Here is a 22604-nt window from a genome sequence, read left to right as displayed (position 1 = left end):
GGCTTCGGTATGCGACAGCGTTTCAATTGGCGTGGCGGTAACCAGATCCAACTGATGGTGGACGGCGAACAGTTCTTTCCGGCCATGCTGGCTGCGATTGAGCAGGCCGAATCGTCCCTGCTGTTGGAGTTTTACCTGGCCATCTCCGGCAAGATCACGGATCGTTTCATTCATGCACTGACCGACGCTGCGCGGCGGGGCGTCATTGTGCGCCTGATCATCGATGGCTTTGGCGGACGCGGCTTGAGTCGTGCGGACCGTCAGCGTCTGCAGGCCGCCGGTATCCGGCTGGTGATTTACAACCCGCTGCAGCTGAACAAGCTGACCCGCAATTTCGCCCGTGACCATCGCAAGTTGATGGTAGTGGATGAGCGCATTGCCTTCATTGGCGGGGCTGGTTTGGCGGATGAGTATTGGTTGTCGGAACGCCCCGGGTGTCCGTGGCATGAGGTGATGTGCCGTATCGAAGGGCCGGTGGTGGCTGACCTGGTGAGCCTGTATCAGCAACTCTGGTTTCGCTGCACCGGGAAATCACTGCCTGCGCCTTCTGCACGGCCCGATCAGGGTCCTGCATTGATGAAGGTGACCACCGTCCAGGGGCTTTATCAGCAGGATATCAAGGTGGCATTTCTTAACCATGTCAACGCCGCCCGCGAGCGGGTGTGGCTGGCCACGGCCTACTTCATGCCCTCGTTTTCGATCCGCTCGGCATTGCGTAAGGCCGCCGAACGCGGTGTGGATGTGCGGGTGATGGTTGCAGGGCCGTATACCGATCAGTTTTGGGTCTATCATGCGTCCAAGCGTTACTACCGTCGCTTGCTCAAGGCCGGGGTGCGCATCTATGAATATGAGCCGCGCTTTCTGCATGCCAAGGTTGGTTTGGTGGATACCTGGGTATCATTGGGTTCCTGCAATCTGGATCACTGGAACCTGCGCTGGAATCTGGAGGCCAATGTCGAGGTGGTGGAACCGGCGTTGACCGCGCAGGTCGAACAGCTGATCCGTGCGGATCTGGAGCAATGCACCGAGATTACCGCCTCCGAGTGGTCAAAACGGCCCTGGTATCGCAAACTGAAGGAGCTGGTCTGGGCGTTGCTCAGTCAATTGGTGTTGAAGATCAAGTAGAGAGAGCCTTATGAAAAAAGTAATGGTAGCCGTGGTGCTGTCGGCGGCAACAGTGTTGGGTGGTTGTGCGCAACAAGGGCTGTACGGTACCAGTTACAGCCGCAGCCAGGTCGGGCAGGCGCAGAGCGTTCAGTATGGCACGGTAGAATCGGTAACGGCGGTCAGAATCGAAGGGCGTGCCGATGGTGTGGTCGGTAGCGGCACCGGTGCGATCGTGGGCGGCATCGCCGGTAACCAGATCGGTGGCGGCAGTGGCCGTACACTGGCGACGGTGGTGGGTGCAGTCGCCGGCGGTTTGATCGGTCAACGTGTCGAGCAGGCGACTACGCAGCGTCAGGGCCAGGAAATTACCGTGCGGCTGGATTCGGGACGGATTGTCTCGGTGGTACAGGAAGTGGAAAACGGTCAGTTCTTCAATCCGGGTGATCGTATCCGGATGTTGGGGCAGGGCAGTTCACTGAAAGTCACGTACTGATGACGCGGATGGCCGGGCAGATGCCCGGCCGGTTGCGGATCACGGTAATTACTTTTCCGGTGCGTGGAAATGCAGGTACAGATCGACCAGTACTTCCGGGATCTGTACGCACATCTCTTCACGCAGGGAGCGGTCCTGGCTGATTTCGCGTACGTCTTCATCTTCGAACAGGTCAGAGGCAACCATGATCGGCAACAGCAGGCCGGCAACGGTTTCTTCATCCTGGCCGAACCAGTCTTCCTCATTCAGGAATACGCCTTCCATGAATGACTGTGACCAGGTGGTCAGTTCGGTGAGCTCTTCGTCTTCTTCCGGCTCCAGGCTCAGCTCGCAGGGCAGCAGGATTTCCTGATCGTTGTAGAGATCGTTACCGATAGTGCGGTAAAGCTTGCGCAGCAGCTCAAGGATCTCGTTCTTCTCGGTGTCAGATGCCCACTTGGGCTCGCCATCAAACAACTGCTCCAGCCACTCGGCTTCAGCAACCGGCTTGGGGCTGATGTTCAGGGCGCACATGAAACCATGGGCACCGATCAGGTCCAGGGCTTCATCAGAAACCGCCGGCGAGAACAGAAACTCTTCCAGGCGATCCAGTTCGTCTTCAGTGATCAGGGCAATATTCATAGTCATGGTCAGTGTATCCGCAACAAAATGGCAGCCATGATTCTACCCCGAAGCGCAGGTAAGGGATATGGTTGCAGGATGACTTCATGCGGGCGATCACGGATAATGCGCGCATGATTGAACACGCCCGACAAATACTGGCCGATGTATTCGGCTTCGAGTCCTTCCGCTATCCTCAAGACGAGGTTGTGGCCACCCTTATCGGCGGGCAAGATGCGCTGGTGGTGATGCCGACCGGCGGTGGCAAATCGCTCTGTTATCAGCTGCCCGCACTGGTGCGTGAAGGCTGCGGCATTGTGGTATCGCCGCTGATCGCCTTGATGCAGGATCAGGTTAGCGCACTGTCGCAGCTGGGCATTCGTGCCGGTTGTCTGAACTCATCGCTGACGCTGGATGAGCTGCAGGACACTGAACGTCGCCTGCGGGCTGGCGAGCTGGATCTGCTGTATGTGGCGCCTGAGCGATTGCAGCAGCCTCGTACTCAGCAGCTGTTGAACCAGTGCAAGCTGGCGCTGTTCGCCATTGATGAGGCCCATTGCGTATCCCAGTGGGGGCATGATTTCCGGCCCGAGTACATGCAGCTCAACCAGTTGCGCCACCTGTACCCCGGTGTGCCCCGTATCGCCCTGACCGCAACGGCGGATGAACGCACCCGGCAGGAGATTCTTGATCGGCTGGAGCTGGTTGATGCCCGTGCATTTATATGCGGCTTCGATCGGCCCAATATCCGCTACCGCATCGGCCAGAAGAACCGTGCACGCGAGCAGCTGTTGCGCTTTATCCGTGAAGAACACGCGCAGGATGTTGGCGTAGTGTACTGCCTGTCACGCAAACGGGTGGAAGAGACGGCGGCCTGGCTGTGCGAACGCGGCTTTAATGCCTTGCCCTACCATGCCGGTCTGGATTCAGCTTTACGTACGCATCATCAACACCGTTTCCTGACCGAAGAGTCGATCATCATGGTGGCGACGGTGGCGTTCGGCATGGGGATCGACAAGCCCAACGTGCGCTTCGTGGCCCACCTGGACCTGCCGCGCTCCATTGAAGCCTATTATCAGGAAACCGGCCGTGCCGGTCGTGATGGTCAGGCGGCTGATGCCTGGATGGTATATGGCCTGCAGGATGTGATCTTTCTGCGGCAGATGCTGGAAGGGTCGCAAGCGGAAGACGCGCAGAAACAGATCGAGCGGCAGAAGCTGGAAGCGATGCTGGGGTTGTGTGAAATCACCAGTTGTCGCCGTCAGGCCTTGCTGGAGTACTTCGGCGAGCCCGAGCATGCGCCCTGTGGCAATTGTGATACCTGCCTGGAACCGGTACCGGTATGGGACGGGACCGATGCAGCACGCAAGGCGTTGTCGACGGTGTACCGCAGCGGCCAGCAGTACGGGGTCAATTACGTCATCGACATTCTGCGTGGGCAGTCCAATGACAAGACCCGCGAGCGCGGCCATGAGCAACTGTCTACCTGGGGCATCGGCAAGGATCTGGATGCCCAGCAGTGGCGTTCGGTATTCCGCCAGCTGGTTGCACGCGGTTACCTCAGCGTCGACCCTCAGGGGTTTGGTGTGTTGCATCTGAGTGAACGCTGCCGACCGTTGCTCAAGGGGGAGGAGACCCTGCAGCTGCGTCGTGACCAGCGTCCGCAGTCCAAGGGCGGTGGCAGTGCCGGCAAGAGCCGTAACTCGGCCGCACAGCAGCGTCTGGATGCGGATGAAAACCGCCTGTGGGAAGCGCTCAGAGCCCTGCGCAAACAGCTGGCGCAGGATCAGGATGTACCTCCCTATGTCATCTTCCACGATGCCACGTTGATGGAAATGGTGTTGTACCGGCCGTTGACCGCCGAACAGCTGCGTCGTCTCAGCGGTGTCGGCGAACGCAAGCTGGAGCAGTATGGCCAGCCGTTCCTGGACCTGATTGCCGAACATGACACCACCGCAGCCGCTGATGTCAGTGATCAGGCCGAGCAGACCGTCCTGCTTTACCGTTCCGGCATGAGTGTGGAACAAGTGGGCCGTCAACAACGCCTGTCGGCCAATGTGATCTATGGTCATCTGGCACAGGCGATCGGGCAGGGGCAGATCAGCGTGGACGAGGTGGTTGAGTTGCCGGCCGCCGAGCGTGAAGAGATCGAGAAAACCATCCATTTCTGTCGCCAGCAGTTTGGCGACTCACTCAAGTCGGTGCATGAAACGTTGTCCGGTCGCTACGAGTACGGCTTGCTGCGCTGTATCCGTCAGGGAATGGATATGTGAGTACGCTGCTGCAGGGGCCGGTGGGGCTGTTTTTCAGCGCGTTGATCTCGTCCACACTGCTGCCCGGTGGCTCAGAAGCATTACTCGCCTGGCTGGTGGCGCAGGCGTCGCACCCTTTGTGGCTGCTGTGGCTCAGTGCTACGGCCGGTAATGTGCTGGGCAGTGTGCTGACCTGGGGACTGGGTTATTGGCTGGCGCGGCGCTATCCGTTGCAGGCGTTGGATAAACCGCAACATCAGCGCGCCAAACGCTGGCTCGAACGGTATGGCCCGGCAGGGCTTTTGCTGGCCTGGTTGCCACTGATCGGTGATCCTTTATGTCTGATGGCCGGATGGCTGCGGCTGGGGTTTATGGCCAGCCTGGTGGCAATTACGCTGGGCAAGGCACTGCGCTATGCTGTAGTGATCGGTGTCTTCGGTTGAGGCGGCATGACCAGGCTTATTCTACTCAGAACCATTCAATTTCTGCTGCTGATCATTCTGATCCTGCTATTGGCGAATCGCTGGTTTGGTCGTGCCAATGAAGTCTGGTGGCAGCAGCCTGTGCAGCTGGCGATCTATCCGGTCAACGCCGACGGGCAAGCGCTGACGCAGGCGTATATTGAGCAGCTGCAACCGGAGCACTTTACCGATATCGAGGCCTTTTTCCGTCGCGAGGCCGCCCGCTATCGCATGGCATTGGAGCAACCGGTCGTCGTCCATCTGGCCCCGCAGGTAGATGCCGTACCGCCTCAGGTACCGGATGATCCCAGTATCGTGGATGCGGTCTGGTGGTCGCTGAAAATGCGTATCTGGGTCTGGCGTCATGATCGCTACAGTGGTGACGCCGATGCTCGTATCTTCATGAATTACCACTTGCCGAACAGTCCGGTGGCGATGCCGACGCATTCACTGGGGCTGCAGCGCGGTCAGATCGGCCTGGTCAACGGCTATGCCGGTGTCGACTATCAGGGACAGAATAACCTGATTGCCGTGCATGAATTTCTGCATACGCTGGGTGCCAGTGACAAATATGATCGTGCGACCAACCAGCCGCTGTGGCCCGACGGCTTTGCCGAGCCAACCCGAATCCCGCTGTATCCACAGACCCGTGCCGAAATTATGGGGGGACGGGTGCAGATCAGTCCGGCTTGGGCGCTGTTGCCTCCGGGGCTGGATCATGTGGTGATTGGTGCGGCGACCGCCATCGAAATCAACTGGCTGGCGGTTCCGCCTGACGCCTGAGTTCAAGGTCTGGTGACTCTGCCTATCGGAAAAGGCCACAAAAAGACCGAGGGTTCTGGCATAATGCGCGGCTTCATTCTAAGGAGGGTCGATCATGACTATCGAACAGGCTCTGCATACCCGCAGCGAATCAAAATGTGAACTCTGTGGCGCGACCGACGATCTGGCGGTGTTCCCGGTACCGCCGTCAGCGGATGACAGCGTTGATCAGTCGGTTCTGCTGTGTGGCAATTGCCGAACTCAGATCGACAACCCGGACCAGGTTGACCCCAATCACTGGCGCTGCCTGAATGACAGCATGTGGAGCCAGGTGCCTGCGGTACAGGTGCTGGCCTGGCGTATGCTCAACCGTCTGCGCGGCGAAGGCTGGCCGCAGGACCTGCTGGACATGATGTACCTGGACGACGAGACCCTGAGTTGGGCACAGGCGACCGGGGATCATTTGGCTGATGACGAAGTTGTGCGCCATCTGGACAGCAACGGCGTTGTGTTGGAAGCGGGCGATACAGTCACTCTGATCAAGGATCTTAACGTCAAGGGCTCCAGTCTGACGGCTAAGCGCGGCACGGCTGTGCGCAATATTTCACTGGTACTGGACAACCCGGAGCAGATTGAAGGGCGTGTCGAAGGGCAGCAGATCGTGATCCTGACCCAGTTCGTGAAAAAACAGAAGTAAGCCGATTGTTCACCGGCCGGGGATCGCTGCCCGGCCGGGTATCCCGTCCCTGTTCCCCTGCGTATTCAAACCTCATCCTGCAGCAGCAAACCCCATAAGAAGTATGGCTTTCAGGGAGCGCTGGCATTATGCTCCCAATTACATACACATTGTGCTTACTTCAACTGATCAGGATGCCTCATGTTCAAGTATTCGATGGACCGTGCGTCTATACGTTTTCGCATTGGCAACGCATTGGAACGGCTGCTGGAGCAGGTTGGGCTGCGTTCGCTGGATGCGCAGTTCATGTTCTCCTATGTTCTTATTTTCATTCTGACAGCCGTGATCGGTGCTTCCGTGTGGCTGGCGGACAGCAGTGATGCGACCGCGATCAATGTTGCTGGTAAGCAGCGGATGCTTAGCCAGCGTTTGGCCAAAGAGACCCTGTTGCAGCAACATGGTGTACTCGACGCGAATGTATCGCAAGCGACGATTCGCAGCTTTGAACAGGCGCATCGGGCATTGTTGAATGGTGATGACAGCATGGGTATCAAGGCCCGCACTGATGCCGCCATTCGTGCTCAGCTGGAGCAGGTCGGTACGTTGTGGCAGAGCTACAAACAAACCGTCCTGCAGGCTCAGCAATCCGATGCCGATCCCGCGCAACTGGCGCGGCTGCAGCAGCAGTCTCTGGATGTGCTCAAGTCGATGAATCAGGCGGTTGGCCTGATGGAACAACGGGCGCTGACCGAGCAGAAATGGCTGCTGAATCTGGCGTTGGGTGTCACGTTGCTGGTGTTGGTGCTGCTGGTCATGGGGCGCATGTTCGGCCTGACCGTGATGTTTAATCAGATCAAGAACCTGCGTGACCACCTGCGGGTGCTGGCCAAGGGGAATTTCTCGGTTCCGATTGAAATCGATAACCCCGAGAACGAAATCGGACAAAACTACACCGCGTATAACGGCATCATCAAGGAAGTGGGGGAATTGCTGCACAAGGTCACCCAAACGTCCAGCCGTATCAGTACCGGCATCGCTCAGGTCAATTCCGACCTGAATGACACCGACCGTGGTGTGTCTACGCAGCAGGCCCAGATCGAAATGGTGGCGGCTGCTGTTGCCGAGATGGCCGCTACCGTACAGGAAGTGGCGCAAAGTGCGGCCAATGCCGCTGTTGCTGCCGAGTCGGCCAATGATTCCGCCAAGGGCGGTCAGCAACTGGTGGCCGAAGTCAGTGACCAGATTGGTGCCGTTGCCGACCAGGTGCGTGAGTCTGGGAGTGTGGTGCATCAACTGGCGAAAGACAGTGAAGAGGTCAGCCAGATTCTGGATGTGATCACCGCCGTGGCCGACCAGACCAATCTGCTGGCCTTGAATGCCGCAATTGAAGCTGCACGTGCCGGTGATCAGGGCCGTGGTTTTGCCGTGGTCGCCGATGAAGTGCGAACACTGGCGCAACGAACCCGACAATCAGCGGAGAGCATCGCCCGTATCGTGGAGCGCCTGCAGCAACAATCGACCTCGGCCGTACGCTCCATCGGCACCAGTCAGCAGCTGGCCGAGGAAAGTGTTGCCAATGCCGAGGAAGCACGCAGCGTCATCCTGCGTATTGTTGATGCTGTTGGTGTCATCTCCGACATGAATACCCAGATCGCGACCGCATCTGAAGAGCAAAGCCAGGTGGCTCAGGACATGGATCGCCATATTACCGGTATTGCCGACGAGTCCAGACGGACGGCGGTGTACTCGCAGCAATCGGTTGCGGCGACTCAGGGCATCAGTGGATACATTGAGGAATTGATGCAGGAAGTGGCACGCTTTGAAACCAGTAATGAAGGCATCGACCTCAGTACCGCCAAAACGGCACACCTGTCATGGAAAACGCGCTTGCGCAGTTTTCTGGATGGTCAGTCGACGTTGAGCGAGAAGGAAGCGGTATCACATTTTGATTGTGCTTTTGGCAAGTGGTACTACGCGGAAGGCAAGCAGAACTATGGCCGTCTGTCGGAATTCAGCAGCATCGAGACACCACATGAGCAGTTGCATGCACTGGTGAAGGAAGCTATTAAACACAAGGCGGCGCGGGAACAAGACAAGGCGGAAGCCTGTTATGACCGGGTATCGGTTATCTCGACAGATATCGTTGCCAAGCTGACAGCACTTGAAGACCGGGTGCAGAGCCAGCTGACGCGTTAACCGTTTCAGGTGCGCCCGACCGGGGCGCCCTGCTGTTGTGTTTGATCCAATCCGTAATCAGGTTCGCAGTGACCAGAAATGGGTCGACAGCTGCTGCAGATTCAGAGAAAGCCCGGCCATCTGTGCGACCGATGCCTCGGTTTCACGGCCTTGCTCCAGATTGTTGCCCGCTACATCCTTGATCAATTCGACATTACGTTCTACTTCACTGCTTACGCTCAACTGCTGCTCGACAGCCGAGGCGATCTGGGTGTTCATGTCGCTGATCTGGGTGATGCCGGAGGCGATCTGCTGCAGCGCTTCTGCGGCTTCCAATGCCCGCCCCACCGTCGTTTCCGCTTTTGTTTGACTGGCACGCATGGCTGTCGTGGCTTGGCGTGATCCTTGATGCAGGGTATCCAGCAACTGCTGGATTTCACCGACCGAGGCCTGACTCTGCAGTGCCAGATTGCGCACCTCATCTGCCACCACTGCAAAGCCGCGGCCCTGCTCACCGGCACGTGCCGCTTCAATCGCTGCATTCAGGGCCAGCAGGTTGGTACGTTCGGAAATGGCCGTAATCACGTCGAGAATGCCATGAATATTGTCGCTACTCTCGGCCAGCCGATTAATCACACCGGTGGTTTCCTCAATGTCTTCGCTTAAAGCATTCAGGGCCTCGCGGGCGTCGCTCATCAGCGTATGGCCATCATGTGCCACCTGGCTGGAGCTTTCGGCACTGACGGCACTGGCCTGTGCGTGGCGGGCAACATCGCTGATGCTGGCAACCATTTCGGCCATGGCGGAGGCAATGGAGGTAGTTTCAGCCTGCTGGTGACGTAGTCCGTCACTGCTGCGCTGGGCTGCGTCGGCGAGGCGGGTGGCATTTTGGCTCAGCTGATCGGCAGAATCGTTGATGCGACCAGCGATCGCTTTTGCCTCTGACCTCAACTTGAACAGGGCGTACTCCAACTGACCGGCATCATCGTCGCGCCCGGTATAAATATGACGCGCGATGGGGTCGTTGGAGATCTGTTGACGGGTGCGTTCGATGATTTTGTGCACCGGATTGACAATCAGCATGCACAGAAGGCTGGTCAGCAGGGCGGTTACCAGTACCGGCAGCAGGGTGGCGGTGGCGAACAGGCCACTGTACGCAAGACCGGCGGCGATCATGCCGACCAATCCGCCTGTGGCCAGCAGTTTGGTTGGCAGCTTCACACGGGCAGCCAGTGCCGGTGAAAACGCCTTGCCGCTGTTCAAACGGGCATAAAGCTGTTCAGCCCGGGCAACCTGTTCCGGTTCCGGTCGGGTACGCACTGATTGATACTCGACTGTCGTCCCCTGTGCCTGAATCGGGGTGACATAGGCACTGACCCAGTAGTGGTCACCATTCTTGCAGCGATTCTTGACCAGTCCCATCCAGGACTGGCCCGTTTGGACGGTACTCCAGAGCGCCTTGAATGCGGGCGGTGGCATGTCGGGGTGACGCACCACATTGTGGTTATGATTGAGCAGTTCGCCTTCCTCAAAGCCCGAGATGTCGATAAATGAGCGGTTGATGTAGGTTATTTTGCCTTTCAAATCAGTGGTGGAAAGAATGTTGGTCGCGTCCGAAAAATCAACGGCGTGTCCCGTTACCGGCAGGTTCTTTTTCATGGGCATTTTTGTCCTTTTTGTCGCCATGGGAAAATAATCCTTGGCCCAATATAGACTACCCACAAAAAATGTGGAAATTATTACATGTATAAAAAAAGCGACTATCATAAGTCGCTTTTTTGTATGTTTGTCAGTTGTTGATATCAGTCTTTGACTACATCAACGAAGTACGCATCCTTGCCGTTGATTTTTTCGCGCACCAGACCATGAACATCGGTCTCGAAACCCGGGAATCGTGAGTTGAAGTCACGGGCAAACTGCAGGTAACGCACGATGGTCTTGTTGAAGCGTTCGCCCGGTACCAGCAGCGGGATGCCTGGCGGGTAAGGGGTAACCAGCATGGCGGTTACACGATCTTCCAGCGCATCAATGGATACACGCTCAACCTCGCGGTGCGCCATCTTGGCCCAGGCATCGGCCGGGGTCATTGCCGGTTCGATGTTGGACAGGTACATCTCGGTGGTGATGCGCGCCACATCATACTGCTTGTAGACGTTGTGGATCTCGGTACAGAGATCACGCAGGCCGGTGCGCTCGTACTGCGGATAGCGCTTGGCAAATTCCGGCATCACGCGCCACATCGGCAGGTTCTGGTCGTAGTCGTCCTTGAACTGCTGCAGTTCGGTCACCATCGAGTTCCAGCGGCCCTTGGTGATGCCGATGGTGAACATGATAAAGAACGAGTACAGCCCGCTCTTTTCGATGATGATGCCGTGTTCGGCGAGGTACTTGCTGACAATGGCCGCCGGAATGCCGACATCATCAAATTTGCCTTCCAGGTTGATCCCCGGGGTGATTATGGTGGACTTGATCGGGTCCAGCATGTTGAAGCCGGAGTCGATCTTGCCGAAGCCGTGCCATTCGTCATCTTCGTGGATGATCCAGTTGTCGCGGTCGCCCAGGCCTTCCTCGGCCTGTACGTCCGGTCCCCAGACCTTGAACCACCAGTCGTCATCGCCAAACTCCTTGTCGACCTTGAGCATGGCGCGACGGAAGTCGATCGCTTCCAGCAGCGACTCTTCGACCAGGGCCTTGCCGCCCGGCGGTTCCATCATGGCAGCGGCCACGTCGCAGGATGCGATGATCGCGTACTGCGGGCTGGTGGAGGAGTGCATCAGGTAGGACTCGTTGAAACGATGGGTGTCCAGTTTGCGGTTGGTGCCATCCTGTACCAGGATCTGTGACGCCTGCGACAGGCCTGCCAGCAGCTTGTGCGTTGACTGGGTGGCAAACACCAGCGTTTCGTCAGAGCGCGGGCGGTCGGCACCGATCGCATGCATGTTGTGATAGAACTCGTGGAACGAGGCATGCGGCAGCCAGGCTTCATCGAAGTGCAGGGTATCGATGGTGTTGCCCAGCATATCCTTGATGGTTTCGACGTTGTAGACGATGCCGTCGTAGGTGCTCTGAGTGATGGTCAGAATGCGTGGTTTCTTGTTCTTCGCTTCGCGGGCGAAGGGGTTGGCCTCGATCTTCTTGCGGATCGTTTCCGGGTCGAATTCGCTCTTCGGAATCGGGCCGATAATGCCGTAATGGTTACGTGTCGGCATCAGGAACACAGGAATGGCCCCGGTCATGATGATCGAGTGCAGGATCGACTTGTGGCAGTTGCGGTCGACTACAACAATATCGCCCGGTGCTACGGTTGAATGCCACACGACCTTGTTGGAGGTGGAGGTGCCATTAGTGACGAAGAACAGATGGTCGGCGTTGAAGATACGCGCCGCATTGGCTTCACTGGCCGAGACCGGTCCGGTATGGTCCAGCAGCTGGCCCAGTTCGTCTACGGCGTTGCAGACATCGGCACGCAGCATGTTTTCGCCGAAGAACTGGTGGAACATCTGGCCGACCGGGCTTTTCAGAAACGCCACGCCGCCGGAGTGGCCCGGGCAGTGCCATGAGTAGGAACTGTCGCTGGCGTAATCCATCAGTGCGCTGAAGAACGGCGGGGCCAGGCAATCCAGATACTTGGTTGCTTCGCGGATGATATGGCGAGCAACGAATTCCGGGGTATCCTCGAACATGTGGATGAAGCCGTGCAGCTCGCGCAGGATGTCATTGGAAATATGCCGCGAGGTGCGCGTTTCGCCGTACAGGAATATCGGGATGTCGGCGTTGCGTTTGCGCACTTCACCGATGAAGGCGCGAATCGATTCCAAAGCCTTGTCGACGTCTTCATCGGAACCGGAGCCGAACTCCTCGTCGTCAATCGACAGAATGAAACAGGACGCACGACTGGCTTGCTGTGCGAACGAGGTCAGATCACCGTAACTGGTGAAGCCGATGACCTCCATCCCTTCGCGGCTGATCGCCTCGGACAGGTCACGAATACCTGAGCCCGAGATGTTTTCGGAGCGAAAATCTTCGTCGATGACGACGATCGGAAAACGAAACTTCATTCACACATCCTGCAGTTGAGGGCGGATTACCAATGCTATAACCGTCCGCAATTGTAGCAGTGGCGGGGTGGGTGTAAAGCAGGAGTAGTGTCATGATGTCGTCATCAAGAAGGATTAGGATAGCGGGTGGGCTTTTCACCTCTCTGCGTCGGTGCATGTGCGTGCTTTCGTGGGCGCAGATTGCCTGTTTCAGAGTGTCCCTGCTGATATTCCTTCTCGACCGTCTGTATCCGTTTCAGAGTGAATTAGATGTCTCGCATTGATTACCCCGTCTATCTCCAGCTTCGTGACCGTCTCTGGACGTGGATCGAAGATGAGCAACTGGGCAGCCAGCAGCGCCTGCCCTCTGAACGTGAATTGTCCGAACGTTTTCATACCACGCGGGTGACCATTCGCCAGGCGCTGTCCCAGCTGGAAGCCGAGGGCCTTATTTTCCGCTCCAACCGTCGCGGCTGGTATATCACGCCGGAGCGGCTGCGCTATGACCCGAGCCGGGATGTGGGTTTCAATCGCTATGTTACCGAGCAGGGCTTTCGGCCACGCACTGAAACCCTGTCCAAGGTGCTGACGGAGACGCCGCCCTGGCTGAGTGAGATCACTGGACTGGCCATCGGCGCACCGATCTATCATGTGTTCCGCCGCCGTTATGTCGATGAGCGCGGGTTGCTGGTGGAGCACAACTACATCAACCCCGCGCACTGTCCGGGGCTGCTGAGTGAAAGCACCGACGTGTCGATCTGGCAGATGCTGCGTGACCAGTACGATCTGTGCCCCGAACACCGTGACATTGAAATTTACCCGTTGGCCCTTAAGGGGCTTGAAGCCGAAGCGCTGGGCGTGAATCAGGGCACGGCGGGGCTGTACATTCAGCGTCTGAGTTTCGATCAGCGTGGCGAATTTCTGGAGCTGGACCGCGAATACTGGCTGCATGATGCGCTCAAGATCTCCGTGCGGATCGGCGACCGTCACTAGTCCGAATATCCTGCTGCAATAATTTGGTCACCGCATTGTCATGTTTGGTTTTCATAATCTGGTCTATACCAGATTGGAGCACGGAACATGCAGTACCCCGCAACAGACTTTCTTATCATTGGCGGCGGCATTCTCGGTGCCGCCACGGCCTGGTCGCTGGCCCAGCGGGCACCGGTTGGCAGCCGCATCCGTGTGGTCGAGGCCGGCATGCTGGCGACCGCCACCACCAGTCAGGCCGCAGCCCTGTTGACTCGTGTCCGGCCCGATCCGGCCATGGCTGCGTTGGTGGCGGAGACTTTTCACGCCATCGATCAATTGAATCAGGTTTTGGACGAGCCGCTGCCGTTACGGCAGGTAGGCAGCCTGCATCTGGCGACTCGTGAGGCAGGCAAGGCCTATTTGCGCGATACGGCGGCCAGTGCACAGACGCTGGGTTTGCGGGCGGAATGGCTGGATGCCAGCGCCGTCAATGCGCATGCGCCTTGGTTGGTGTCGACGTCATCAGCGGAAGCTCTGTTTGTCGCGGACGATGGCTACATGGACCCGGTGCAGCTGGCGCAGGGGTATATCACCGCTGCCCGTCGCCTGGGTGTCGAAATTGTTCAGCAGTGCCGCGTTGAGGCACTGATTCAGGAACAGGGCCGCATTACCGGCGTTCAGACATCCAGGGGCGTGATGGCGGCGACCACGGTCATCTGTTGTGCGGGTCCCTGGTCTACCCGGTTACTGGCGGAACAGGGCGTGTCGCTGGCGATGGCACCGGTGCGCAGTCATTACTGGATCAGCGCTGACAATCACGACCTGTTTCCCGTTGATTCGCCCATGGTGATCCTGCCGGATGCCAACGCTTATGCACGTCCTGAAGTGGGCGGTCTGCTGTTCGGCCTGCGAGACCAGCAGCCGGTCTACGGTGATCCGGCAACATTGCCCGCCGATATTCACGGCTATCTGTTCAATTGCGACCCTGATGGCTGGGAATGTCTGGAGTCCGGTTACGCCGGGCTGGCCGAGGTTTTCCCGGCCATCGAACAGCTCGGCATTGCGCATTATTTGAGTGGGATATCCAGCTATACCCCCGACGGCAAGCCTTTGCTGGGCCAGACTGCTATCCCCGGTCTGCTGGTCGCCAGCGGCTGCTCCGGCGGTGGCATCGCGCTGTCCGGCGGTGTCGGTCGGCTGCTGGCCGAACAGGCGCTGGAGCAGACACCGTTCTGTGATCACGCCCCCTTTGCACTTGATCGTTTTGGCGCGGTAGACCCGTTCAGTGAGGCCTTTCGCATTCGCTGTGCGCTGGCACGCAGTAATAAACGGTCCGGTTAAACAACTTGCAACCTTTCGTTCATCGTTCTGCAACAGAGTGCTGTAAGAATTGGTTGGTATAGACCAGTTGCAAGCACTCACTAAACCCTGCTTAACCGGATATGAGGAACGCACCATGACATCGATTCTGAAGAAGACCTTGTTGGCTGCCGCGGTTGCCCTGACTGCCAGTGGTGCTCAGGCCGCCACTGAACTGACGGTGTATACCGCACTGGAAGCCGACCAGCTCAAGTCTTACGCCAAGGCATTCGAGAGTACTAATCCTGATGTAAAAATTCGTTGGGTGCGTGATTCCACCGGCATCATCACCGCGCGTCTGCTGGCCGAAAAGGAAAACCCCCAGGCAGATGCCATTCTGGGTGTGGCCGCGACCAGCCTGCTGGTGCTGAAGAAGCAGGACATGCTGCAGCCGTACAAGCCGGTGGGGGTGGAAGCCCTGAGCGGCCAGTTCGTAGACAAGGATGAAACCCCTTCATGGGTGGGCATGGACGCTTGGGTTGCGTCTATCTGCTACAACCGCATCGAAGCGGAAAAGCATGGTCTGCCGATGCCGACCAGCTGGAAAGACCTGACCAAGCCGGTCTATCAGGGCCATGTGGTGATGCCGAACCCGAACTCTTCCGGCACCGGTTACCTGGATGTAGCCAGCTGGCTGCAGACCTTCGGTGAAGACCAGGGTTGGGCGTTCATGGATGACCTGCACCAGAACATCGACCGTTACACCCACTCCGGCTCCAAGCCCTGCAAGATGGCGGCTTCCGGTGAAACCCCGATCGGTATCTCCTTCGCGTATCGAGGTGCCAAGCTGATCAACAAGGGTGCGCCGATCGATCTGGGCTTCCCGTCTGAAGGGCTGGGCTGGGATATGGAAGCGGCCGCCATCGTCAACGGTACCGACAAGCTGGAAGCAGCACAGAAACTGATGGACTGGGCCGTGACGCGTGAAGCCAACGCACTCTACAACGACAACTATGCCGTGGTTGCCATGCCGGGAGTGGCCAAGCCGGTCCCCAATTATCCGACCGATATCGCCGAACGCATGATCGACAATGACTTTGAATGGGCCGCCGTGAACCGTGCGCGCATCCTCAAGGAATGGCAGCAGCGCTACGACGGCAAGAGCGAAGCGAAGAAGTAAGCGCGGGTCGTCTGATTACGAGGATGGCACCAGCCGTCCTCGCGGGTTTTTTACGGAGACTGAACATGAATACCTCAACCCCCTATCTGCAGATTGAACATCTGCGCAAATCCTTCGGCAGCTTTACCGCGCTGGACGATATCTCACTGGACATCCAGGAAGGTGAATTCGTTTGCTTTCTCGGTCCGTCCGGTTGCGGCAAAACCACACTGTTGCGCGCCATTGCCGGTCTTGAGCAGCAGGAGGAGGGCGCGATTGTGCAGGCAGGGCAAGATGTCTCGGTGTTGCCGCCACAGCAGCGCGACTTCGGTATCGTGTTTCAGTCCTATGCCCTGTTTCCCAACCTGACCGTGAACGACAACATCGCTTACGGTCTGGCCAATATGAAAATCCCGCGCCGTGAGCGTCAGCAGCGCGTGCAGGGGTTGCTGGATCAGATCCACCTGCCGGATATCGGCGACAAGTTCCCCGGTCAGCTGTCCGGCGGCCAGCAGCAGCGCGTCGCCCTGGCCCGTGCGCTGGCGACCGAGCCCGGCCTGCTGTTGCTGGATGAGCCGCTGTCGGCACTGGACGCCCGCGTACGCCTGCATCTGCGCAATGAAATCTGCGCCCTGCAGCGCAAGCTGGGCATCACCACCATCATGGTGACCCATGACCAGGACGAGGCGCTGACCATGGCCGACCGTATCGTGGTGATGGATCACGGCCGTATCGCTCAGATCGGCACCCCGGAAGAGATCTACCAGCAACCGGCCACCGAATTCGTTGCCCGTTTTGTCGGCAGCATGAATCTGTTGCCCGCCCGTGTGCTGGACCATCGCAACCTGATGCTGGGCCGCAAGGAAGTGCAGACTCCGCTGATTCTGCCGGTCTGTGCGGAAGGCACGCTTGGCTTCCGCCCCGAATGCGTACAGTTGCAGGATGGCCCCTGGGGGCTGGATCGTGACGAGCATCTGGTGCTGCAGGCACAGCTGGATCAGGTCTATTTCATGGGCGCATTTGCCCGTCTGGAGATGACGCTGGATGCCGAGCTGCCGCTGGTGCAGGTAGATCTGCCGGTGGAGCAGATGCAGAATCTGGAAGCCGGTGTCGGTCAGTCGTTGTGGCTGAGCATTCCCAAGGCGGCACTCAAGTTCTATCCGCAGGCACAACAGGGCGGTGAACGCTATCAGCCCCATGCGCAGCCTGCCGAAATGAGCATGGGCGTCGCGGCGATGCAGGTAGCAGGAGCCTGATGATGTCCGCGACCCTGACATTCGCGCGTAAGCGCGGCCTTGATACCGAAACCTGGCTGCAGCGCCTGATCGTGGCGGCCGGGGTGCTGTTCCTGCTGATTGCACTGTTGATGCCGCTGACCACGATGCTGGTCAAAAGCTTGCAGAATACGGCGGGCGAGTTTATTGGCCTGAGCAACTTCGTGGCCTATTTCAGCAATGCGGCCCTGACTCAGTCGATCCTCAACTCGCTCAATATCGCCATCTGGACCACGGTCATCGTGGTCTCGACGGCGTTTGTGTTTGCCTATGCACTGACCCGCAGCGGCATGGTGGGTAAAAAAGGCTTCCGTATACTGACCATGTTGCCACTGTTCGCGCCGTCACTGCTGCCGGCGCTGAGCATGATCTACCTGTTCGGCAACCAGGGCATCCTCAAGGATTGGCTACCGGTAGACAGCATCTACGGTCCGGTCGGCATCGTCATGGGCTTGAGTTTCTGGGCCTTTCCGCACGCCTTGATGATTCTGATCACCGCGTTCAGCAACAGTGATGCACGCCTGTACGAAGCGGCCAAATCGATGAAGACACCGCCCTGGCGCGTATTCCTCACCGTGACGCTGCCGTCGGTACGTTACGGTCTGATCAACACCATCTTCGTGATCTTTACCCTGACCATCACCGATTTCGGCGTCGCCAAGGTGATTGGTGGGCAATACAACGTGCTGGCCACCGACATCTATAAGCAGGTGGTGGGGCAGCAAAACTTCCAGATGGGGGCGGTGGTCAGTGTGATCCTGCTGCTGCCGGCACTGGTCTCCTTTATTGTCGAACGCCGGGTACAGCGTCACCAGTCGGCACAGCTGTCGTCACGTGCCGTCCCGTTGCAGCCGCAAAAATCGCCGCTGCGTGATGCCCTGCTGGCCCTGTTCTGTACCCTGGTATGCGGCTTCCTGCTGCTGGTGGTCGGGATGGCAGTGTACGCCTCGTTCATCACCTTCTGGCCCTACAACATGGAGCTGTCGCTTAATAACTACCGCTTCGACATGATGGATGGCGGTGGCTGGGCGTCCTACTTCAATTCCCTGCAGATGTCGGCCTGGACCGCCGTGATTGGTACCGCCGTGATCTTTCTGGTGGCGTACATGAGCGAGAAGATCAAACCGATGCCGACCGCACGCAAACTGCTGCAACTGCTGGCGATGCTGCCGATGGCGGTGCCGGGGATCGTGCTGGGTCTGGCCTACATCTTCTTTTTCAACCACCCGCAAAACCCGTTCAATGCGATCTACGGCACCATGGCGATTCTGGTCCTCAACACGCTGGTACATTTCTACACCGTGTGTCACCTGACCGCCGTGACCAGCCTGAAGCAGATCGACGGTGAATTCGAAGCGGTCTCGGCCTCATTGAAAGTGCCGTTCTACACCACTTTGCGCCGTGTCACCTTGCCGCTGGCACTGCCGTCGGTACTGGATATTTCGGTTTACCTGTTCGTCAACGCCATGACTACGGTCTCGGCGGTGGTATTCCTGTACTCGGCCGACACCACGCTGGCGTCAGTAGCCGTGCTGCATATGGATGAAGCGGGCGATATAGCACCGGCGGCCGCGATGGCGGTGTTGCTGATGCTGACCTCACTGGCAGCGAAAACACTGCATTGGCTGATTAGCCACCAGATTCTGCAACGCACCCAGCGCTGGCGTCAGTGCTAACTGAAAAAAAATTTGCACCGAAACACTGGTATAGACCAGATAAGAGAGACTGAGATGAACACAGAACAGCCCTATCTGCTGACTCCCGGCCCAATCACCACCACCCTGAGCGTCAAGCAGGCGATGCTGCAGGACTGGGGTTCCTGGGATGGCGACTTCCGCGCCAAGACCGCCGAGCTGTGCCGCCATTTGATCGCGTTGATCGACGGCGAGGACAGTCACGTCTGCGTACCGTTGCAAGGCTCCGGCACCTTTGCCGTGGAAGCCACGCTGGCCACGTTGGTGCCGAAAGCAGGCAAACTGCTGGTCTTGATGAATGGTGCCTACGGTCAGCGCATGGGCAAGATCATGGACTATCTGGGCCGTGACTATGTGGCGCTGGACAAGGGCGACTATGCGCCGCCGCGTGCGGAAGAGGTTGAAGCCGTTCTGGTTGCGGATCCGGCGATTACCCATGTGGCGGTGGTGCACTGCGAAACCAGCTCCGGCATTCTCAACCCGATTGAAGAGATCGCCGAGGTCGTGGCGCGTCACCAACGGGGCCTGATCATCGACTCCATGAGCGCCTTCGGTGCGGTGGCGATCAGTGCCAAAACGGTTCAGTTCGATGCGCTGATCTCTTCGGCCAACAAGTGCTTTGAAGGCGTGCCCGGTTTTGGCTTCAGCTTGATTCGCCAGAGAGCGCTGGAGGCGTCCAAGGGCAATGCGCATTCGTTGAGTATGGACCTGCTCGATCAGTGGCAGTATCTGGCCAAAACCGGCCAGTGGCGTTACACCCCGCCAACCCACGTGGTCGCGGCGTTCCTGCAGGCGTTGAAGGAACATGGGGAGGAGGGCGGAGTTGCCGGTCGTCACGCCCGTTACCAGCGCAACCAGCAGCGCCTAGTCGCCGGCATGCGTCAGCTGGGGTTCGAGACGCTGCTCAGTGATGAATGGCTGTCGCCGATCATCATCACCTTCTTCTCGCCGGGGCATGAACATTTCGACTTCCAGACCTTCTACGACCGCATGAAGGCGCAGGGCTTCATTATCTATCCAGGCAAGCTGACCGCAGCGGAAAGTTTCCGTCTGGGCTGTATCGGCCAGCTGCATGATCCGCAGATCGACGCGGTACTGGCTGCGGTAGCCACTGTGCTGAACGAGATGAATATCCCTGATGGCACACCGGCACATGCCCTGAACGCGGCCGCCAGTGCCTGATCTTTTGAACGTAACCGACGTGATTGAATTGACCGGAGAGACCCAATGACTGCACATGCTCAGACGTACCAGTTCGAACGCCGCTACACCGGCCCCATTGAAGCCGTGATCATGGATTGGGCGGGCACCACCGTGGATTTTGGCTCCATGGCCCCGATTCGTGCGTTCCAGCGCCTGTTCGCCGATGAAGGCGTACCGATCAGCGAAGCGGAAGCCCGTGGCCCGATGGGAACCGAGAAGCGTGAACACATTCGCCAGCTGTGCGCACATCCGCGCATTCAGGATGCCTGGCTGGAAGAGAAGGGCGTACTGCCAACACTGGCCGATATCGACCGCATGTATGACGACTTCGTACCGCTACAGATCAATGCCATTGCCCAGACGGGTGAGCTGATTCCGGGTCTGACCGAAGCGCTGGCGTGGATGCGTGACAACGACATTCGTGTCGGTGCCAATACCGGCTATGCAGGCAGCATGATCGAAGGCCTGCTGGCGCGAGCGGCCGAGCAGGGCTACACCCCTGACAGCAACGTCTGCGCCACTGAAGTGCCCAAGGGCCGTCCTTACCCGTACATGAGCCTGAAAAACGCCATGGACCTGGGCGTGAAGCACCTTTGCGCCTGCGTCAAAATCGATGACACCCTGACCGGTATCGAAGAGGGCTTGAATGCTGGCATGTGGACCATCGGTGTAGCGGTCAGCGGCAACGAGGTGGGCATGAGTCTGGAGGATTGGCAGGCACTGGGTGATGCGGAACAGGCTCAGCGTCGTGCAGCCGCCTACCAGCGTATGACCGGCAGCGGTGCGCATTATGTGATCGACAGCATCGCCGATGTGATTCCCTGTCTGGAAGAGATCTCGGCTCGTTTGGCCATGGGCGAGAAGCCGTGACACCCACGGCCATTGGCTTGATTCTGGTTTCAGCCCTGCTGCACGCGGGCTGGAACCTGATCGGCAAGCGCACCGCTCAGACGGTGCGTTTTTATGCCTGGGCGATGGGCTTTGGCATGCTGCTGTTCAGCCCATTACTGATCCGGGCCTGGCCGCAGGTGTCCGCACTGCCCGTTGAATTCTGGTGGCTGCTGCTGGCGTCGGGTCTGTGCCAAACGCTGTATATGAGCGGCCTGGCCAAGGCGTACAGCCACGGCAACCTGAATATCGTCTATCCGCTGGCACGGGCGCTGCCGGTGCTGGTGGTGCCGGTGGTGATTGTGCTGGTCTATGGCCAAAGCCAGCTGCTGCCGCGTGATGTGATCGGTATGGGCCTGATCATGCTGGGCTCGCTGGCATTGCCGTTGGTGCGCTGGCGCGACTGGCATTGGCGCAACTACTGCACGCCTGCCATCGGCTGGGTGTTGCTGGCCGCCGGGGCTACGGCCGGGTATTCGGTACTCGACAGTGCGGCCATTCTGATCATGAAGCGGGAGGGCATGAGTGCCTTTGATGCGGGCAGCAGCTTTGTTGTGCTGCAAGCGATCAGCTGTCTGTTGTGGATGCTGCCCCTGATCCGCTGGGGTTTTGGCGAATCACTGCGGCAGTTGCCGGACCTAGGCTGGACGATGTTGGCGGGCAGTTTCATTATCGGCACCTATCTGCTGATACTGGTCAGCATGTCGATGGTCAGTGAAGTCAGTTACGTCGTGGCGCTGCGCCAGATCAGCATTCCGCTGGGGGTTGTGATCGGTGTGTTCTGGCTGCGAGAGTCAATGAGCCCGCCACGGTTGCAGGGGCTCGGTGTGATGTTGCTGGGGCTGGTGTTGGTGTCCGTCTAAACCTGGCGTTTTCGCCGGACTCAGCGGATAACCATCTGGTTGATTTCCTTGGCCAGGTCGGCATCACTCTGTTCCCGGCGGGGTGGAATCTCAATCCCTTTCTGGCAGGCTGGTCGTGCGGCCAACTCATCGAGCCAACGTTGTAAATGCTCCAACCCGTCGACTGAGACGCCACTCCAGTCATGGATACGTACCCAAGGCCAGGTAGCGATATCGGCGATGCTGTACTCATCGCCACTCAGATAACGGTGATGGGATAGTTGTGTATTCAACACTTCAAAAAGGCGTCGTCCCTCATGCTGATAGCGTTCAATCGCGGCCGGGATTTTCTCTGGAAAATAACGGTAGAACACGTTGGCTTGGCCCAGCATCGGGCCGACACCGCCCATCTGGAACATTAGCCACTGCAAGGTACGGGAACGTGCCTTAAGATCCGTTGGCAGCAGTCGACCGGTTTTTTCGGCCAAATAGATCAGAATGGCACCGGACTCAAAGACGGCAACATCATCGTTGTCACGGTCGATAATTGCCGGAATACGGCCATTGGGGTTGATCGCCAGGAACTCGGCTGTTTTCTGTTCCTGCGCCGACAGGTCCAGCGCATGTACCCGGTATTCAAGGCCGAGTTCTTCCAGTGCAATGGAAATTTTGTGTCCATTGGGGGTCGCGGCGGTATAAAGCTCGATCAT

The 22604-nt window shown here is 58.3% G+C and carries 19 protein-coding genes; 15 read left to right on the top strand and 4 right to left on the bottom strand.

The window, feature by feature from the left end; genetic code table 11:
• Positions 1 to 9 precede the first annotated feature (9 nt).
• Positions 10 to 1125: a phospholipase D-like domain-containing protein gene (locus CLV44_RS03120; RefSeq protein WP_106590652.1), complete on the top strand. Its 1116-nt coding sequence runs from the start codon at positions 10 to 12 to the stop codon at positions 1123 to 1125.
• Positions 1126 to 1135: 10 nt separating this feature from the next.
• Complete coding sequence (locus tag CLV44_RS03115; RefSeq protein ID WP_106590651.1) at positions 1136 to 1600, top strand: outer membrane lipoprotein; 465 nt, start codon at positions 1136 to 1138, stop codon at positions 1598 to 1600.
• A gap of 48 nt (positions 1601 to 1648) precedes the next feature.
• Here CLV44_RS03115 and CLV44_RS03110 read toward each other — a convergent pair whose 3' ends face one another.
• Entirely contained in the window at positions 1649 to 2227 is a 579-nt protein-coding gene (locus tag CLV44_RS03110; RefSeq protein ID WP_106590650.1) for a YecA/YgfB family protein, read from the bottom strand.
• A 107-nt stretch (positions 2228 to 2334) separates the two neighbouring features.
• On the opposite strand from CLV44_RS03110, the gene recQ reads away from it, so the two are divergent.
• The 5 genes from recQ (at position 2335) to CLV44_RS03085 (ending at position 8547) form a co-directional block, all read left to right on the top strand.
• Positions 2335 to 4473: a DNA helicase RecQ gene (gene recQ, locus CLV44_RS03105; RefSeq protein ID WP_106590730.1), complete on the top strand. Its 2139-nt coding sequence runs from the start codon at positions 2335 to 2337 to the stop codon at positions 4471 to 4473.
• Positions 4470 to 4895: a YqaA family protein gene (locus CLV44_RS03100; protein ID WP_106590649.1), complete on the top strand. Its 426-nt coding sequence runs from the start codon at positions 4470 to 4472 to the stop codon at positions 4893 to 4895. Before recQ ends, CLV44_RS03100 begins: the two co-directional genes overlap by 4 nt.
• A gap of 6 nt (positions 4896 to 4901) precedes the next feature.
• The gene (locus CLV44_RS03095; protein WP_106590648.1) at positions 4902 to 5696 is read left to right on the top strand and encodes a hypothetical protein; all 795 of its coding nucleotides are present in this window, start codon (positions 4902 to 4904) and stop codon (positions 5694 to 5696) included.
• Positions 5697 to 5790: 94 nt separating this feature from the next.
• Positions 5791 to 6372: a PhnA domain-containing protein gene (locus CLV44_RS03090; RefSeq protein ID WP_106590647.1), complete on the top strand. Its 582-nt coding sequence runs from the start codon at positions 5791 to 5793 to the stop codon at positions 6370 to 6372.
• Between the two features lie 180 nt (positions 6373 to 6552).
• Positions 6553 to 8547, top strand: coding sequence for a methyl-accepting chemotaxis protein (locus CLV44_RS03085; RefSeq protein ID WP_106590646.1), 1995 nt, complete (start codon positions 6553 to 6555; stop codon positions 8545 to 8547).
• 57 nt (positions 8548 to 8604) lie between these two features.
• On the opposite strand, the gene CLV44_RS03080 is transcribed toward CLV44_RS03085, so the two are convergent.
• A complete protein-coding gene (locus tag CLV44_RS03080; RefSeq protein WP_170069247.1) occupies positions 8605 to 10185 on the bottom strand; it encodes a methyl-accepting chemotaxis protein in 1581 nt (526 codons plus the stop codon).
• A gap of 143 nt (positions 10186 to 10328) precedes the next feature.
• Entirely contained in the window at positions 10329 to 12584 is a 2256-nt protein-coding gene (locus CLV44_RS03075) for an arginine/lysine/ornithine decarboxylase (RefSeq protein ID WP_106590644.1), read from the bottom strand.
• Between the two features lie 249 nt (positions 12585 to 12833).
• Here CLV44_RS03075 and CLV44_RS03070 point away from each other — a divergent pair, with 249 nt between their 5' ends.
• The 8 genes from CLV44_RS03070 (at position 12834) to CLV44_RS03035 (ending at position 21915) form a co-directional block, all read left to right on the top strand.
• Entirely contained in the window at positions 12834 to 13556 is a 723-nt protein-coding gene (locus CLV44_RS03070) for a UTRA domain-containing protein (RefSeq protein ID WP_106590643.1), read from the top strand.
• An 87-nt stretch (positions 13557 to 13643) separates the two neighbouring features.
• Entirely contained in the window at positions 13644 to 14876 is a 1233-nt protein-coding gene (locus CLV44_RS03065; RefSeq protein WP_106590642.1) for an NAD(P)/FAD-dependent oxidoreductase, read from the top strand.
• A 115-nt stretch (positions 14877 to 14991) separates the two neighbouring features.
• On the top strand, positions 14992 to 16014 hold the full coding sequence (locus tag CLV44_RS03060) for a putative 2-aminoethylphosphonate ABC transporter substrate-binding protein (RefSeq protein WP_106590641.1): 1023 nt from the start codon (positions 14992 to 14994) through the stop codon (positions 16012 to 16014).
• A gap of 65 nt (positions 16015 to 16079) precedes the next feature.
• Positions 16080 to 17249 (top strand): putative 2-aminoethylphosphonate ABC transporter ATP-binding protein, encoded by a 1170-nt coding sequence (locus CLV44_RS03055; protein ID WP_106590640.1) that lies wholly within the window; start codon positions 16080 to 16082, stop codon positions 17247 to 17249.
• Entirely contained in the window at positions 17249 to 18943 is a 1695-nt protein-coding gene (locus tag CLV44_RS03050; RefSeq protein ID WP_106590639.1) for a putative 2-aminoethylphosphonate ABC transporter permease subunit, read from the top strand. Before CLV44_RS03055 ends, CLV44_RS03050 begins: the two co-directional genes overlap by 1 nt.
• Before the next feature lie 54 nt (positions 18944 to 18997).
• Entirely contained in the window at positions 18998 to 20143 is a 1146-nt protein-coding gene (locus CLV44_RS03045) for a 2-aminoethylphosphonate--pyruvate transaminase (protein WP_106590638.1), read from the top strand.
• A 45-nt stretch (positions 20144 to 20188) separates the two neighbouring features.
• Complete coding sequence (phnX, locus tag CLV44_RS03040) at positions 20189 to 21034, top strand: phosphonoacetaldehyde hydrolase (RefSeq protein WP_106590637.1); 846 nt, start codon at positions 20189 to 20191, stop codon at positions 21032 to 21034.
• A complete protein-coding gene (locus CLV44_RS03035) occupies positions 21031 to 21915 on the top strand; it encodes an EamA family transporter (protein WP_106590636.1) in 885 nt (294 codons plus the stop codon). Before phnX ends, CLV44_RS03035 begins: the two co-directional genes overlap by 4 nt.
• 20 nt (positions 21916 to 21935) lie before the next feature.
• Here CLV44_RS03035 and CLV44_RS03030 read toward each other — a convergent pair whose 3' ends face one another.
• Complete coding sequence (locus tag CLV44_RS03030) at positions 21936 to 22604, bottom strand: glutathione S-transferase family protein (protein WP_106590635.1); 669 nt, start codon at positions 22602 to 22604, stop codon at positions 21936 to 21938.

The sequence above is a fragment of the Marinobacterium halophilum genome (genome assembly GCF_003014615.1).
Classification (GTDB): domain Bacteria; phylum Pseudomonadota; class Gammaproteobacteria; order Pseudomonadales; family Balneatricaceae; genus Marinobacterium; species Marinobacterium halophilum.
This window is presented reverse-complemented; position numbering and strand designations above follow the sequence as displayed.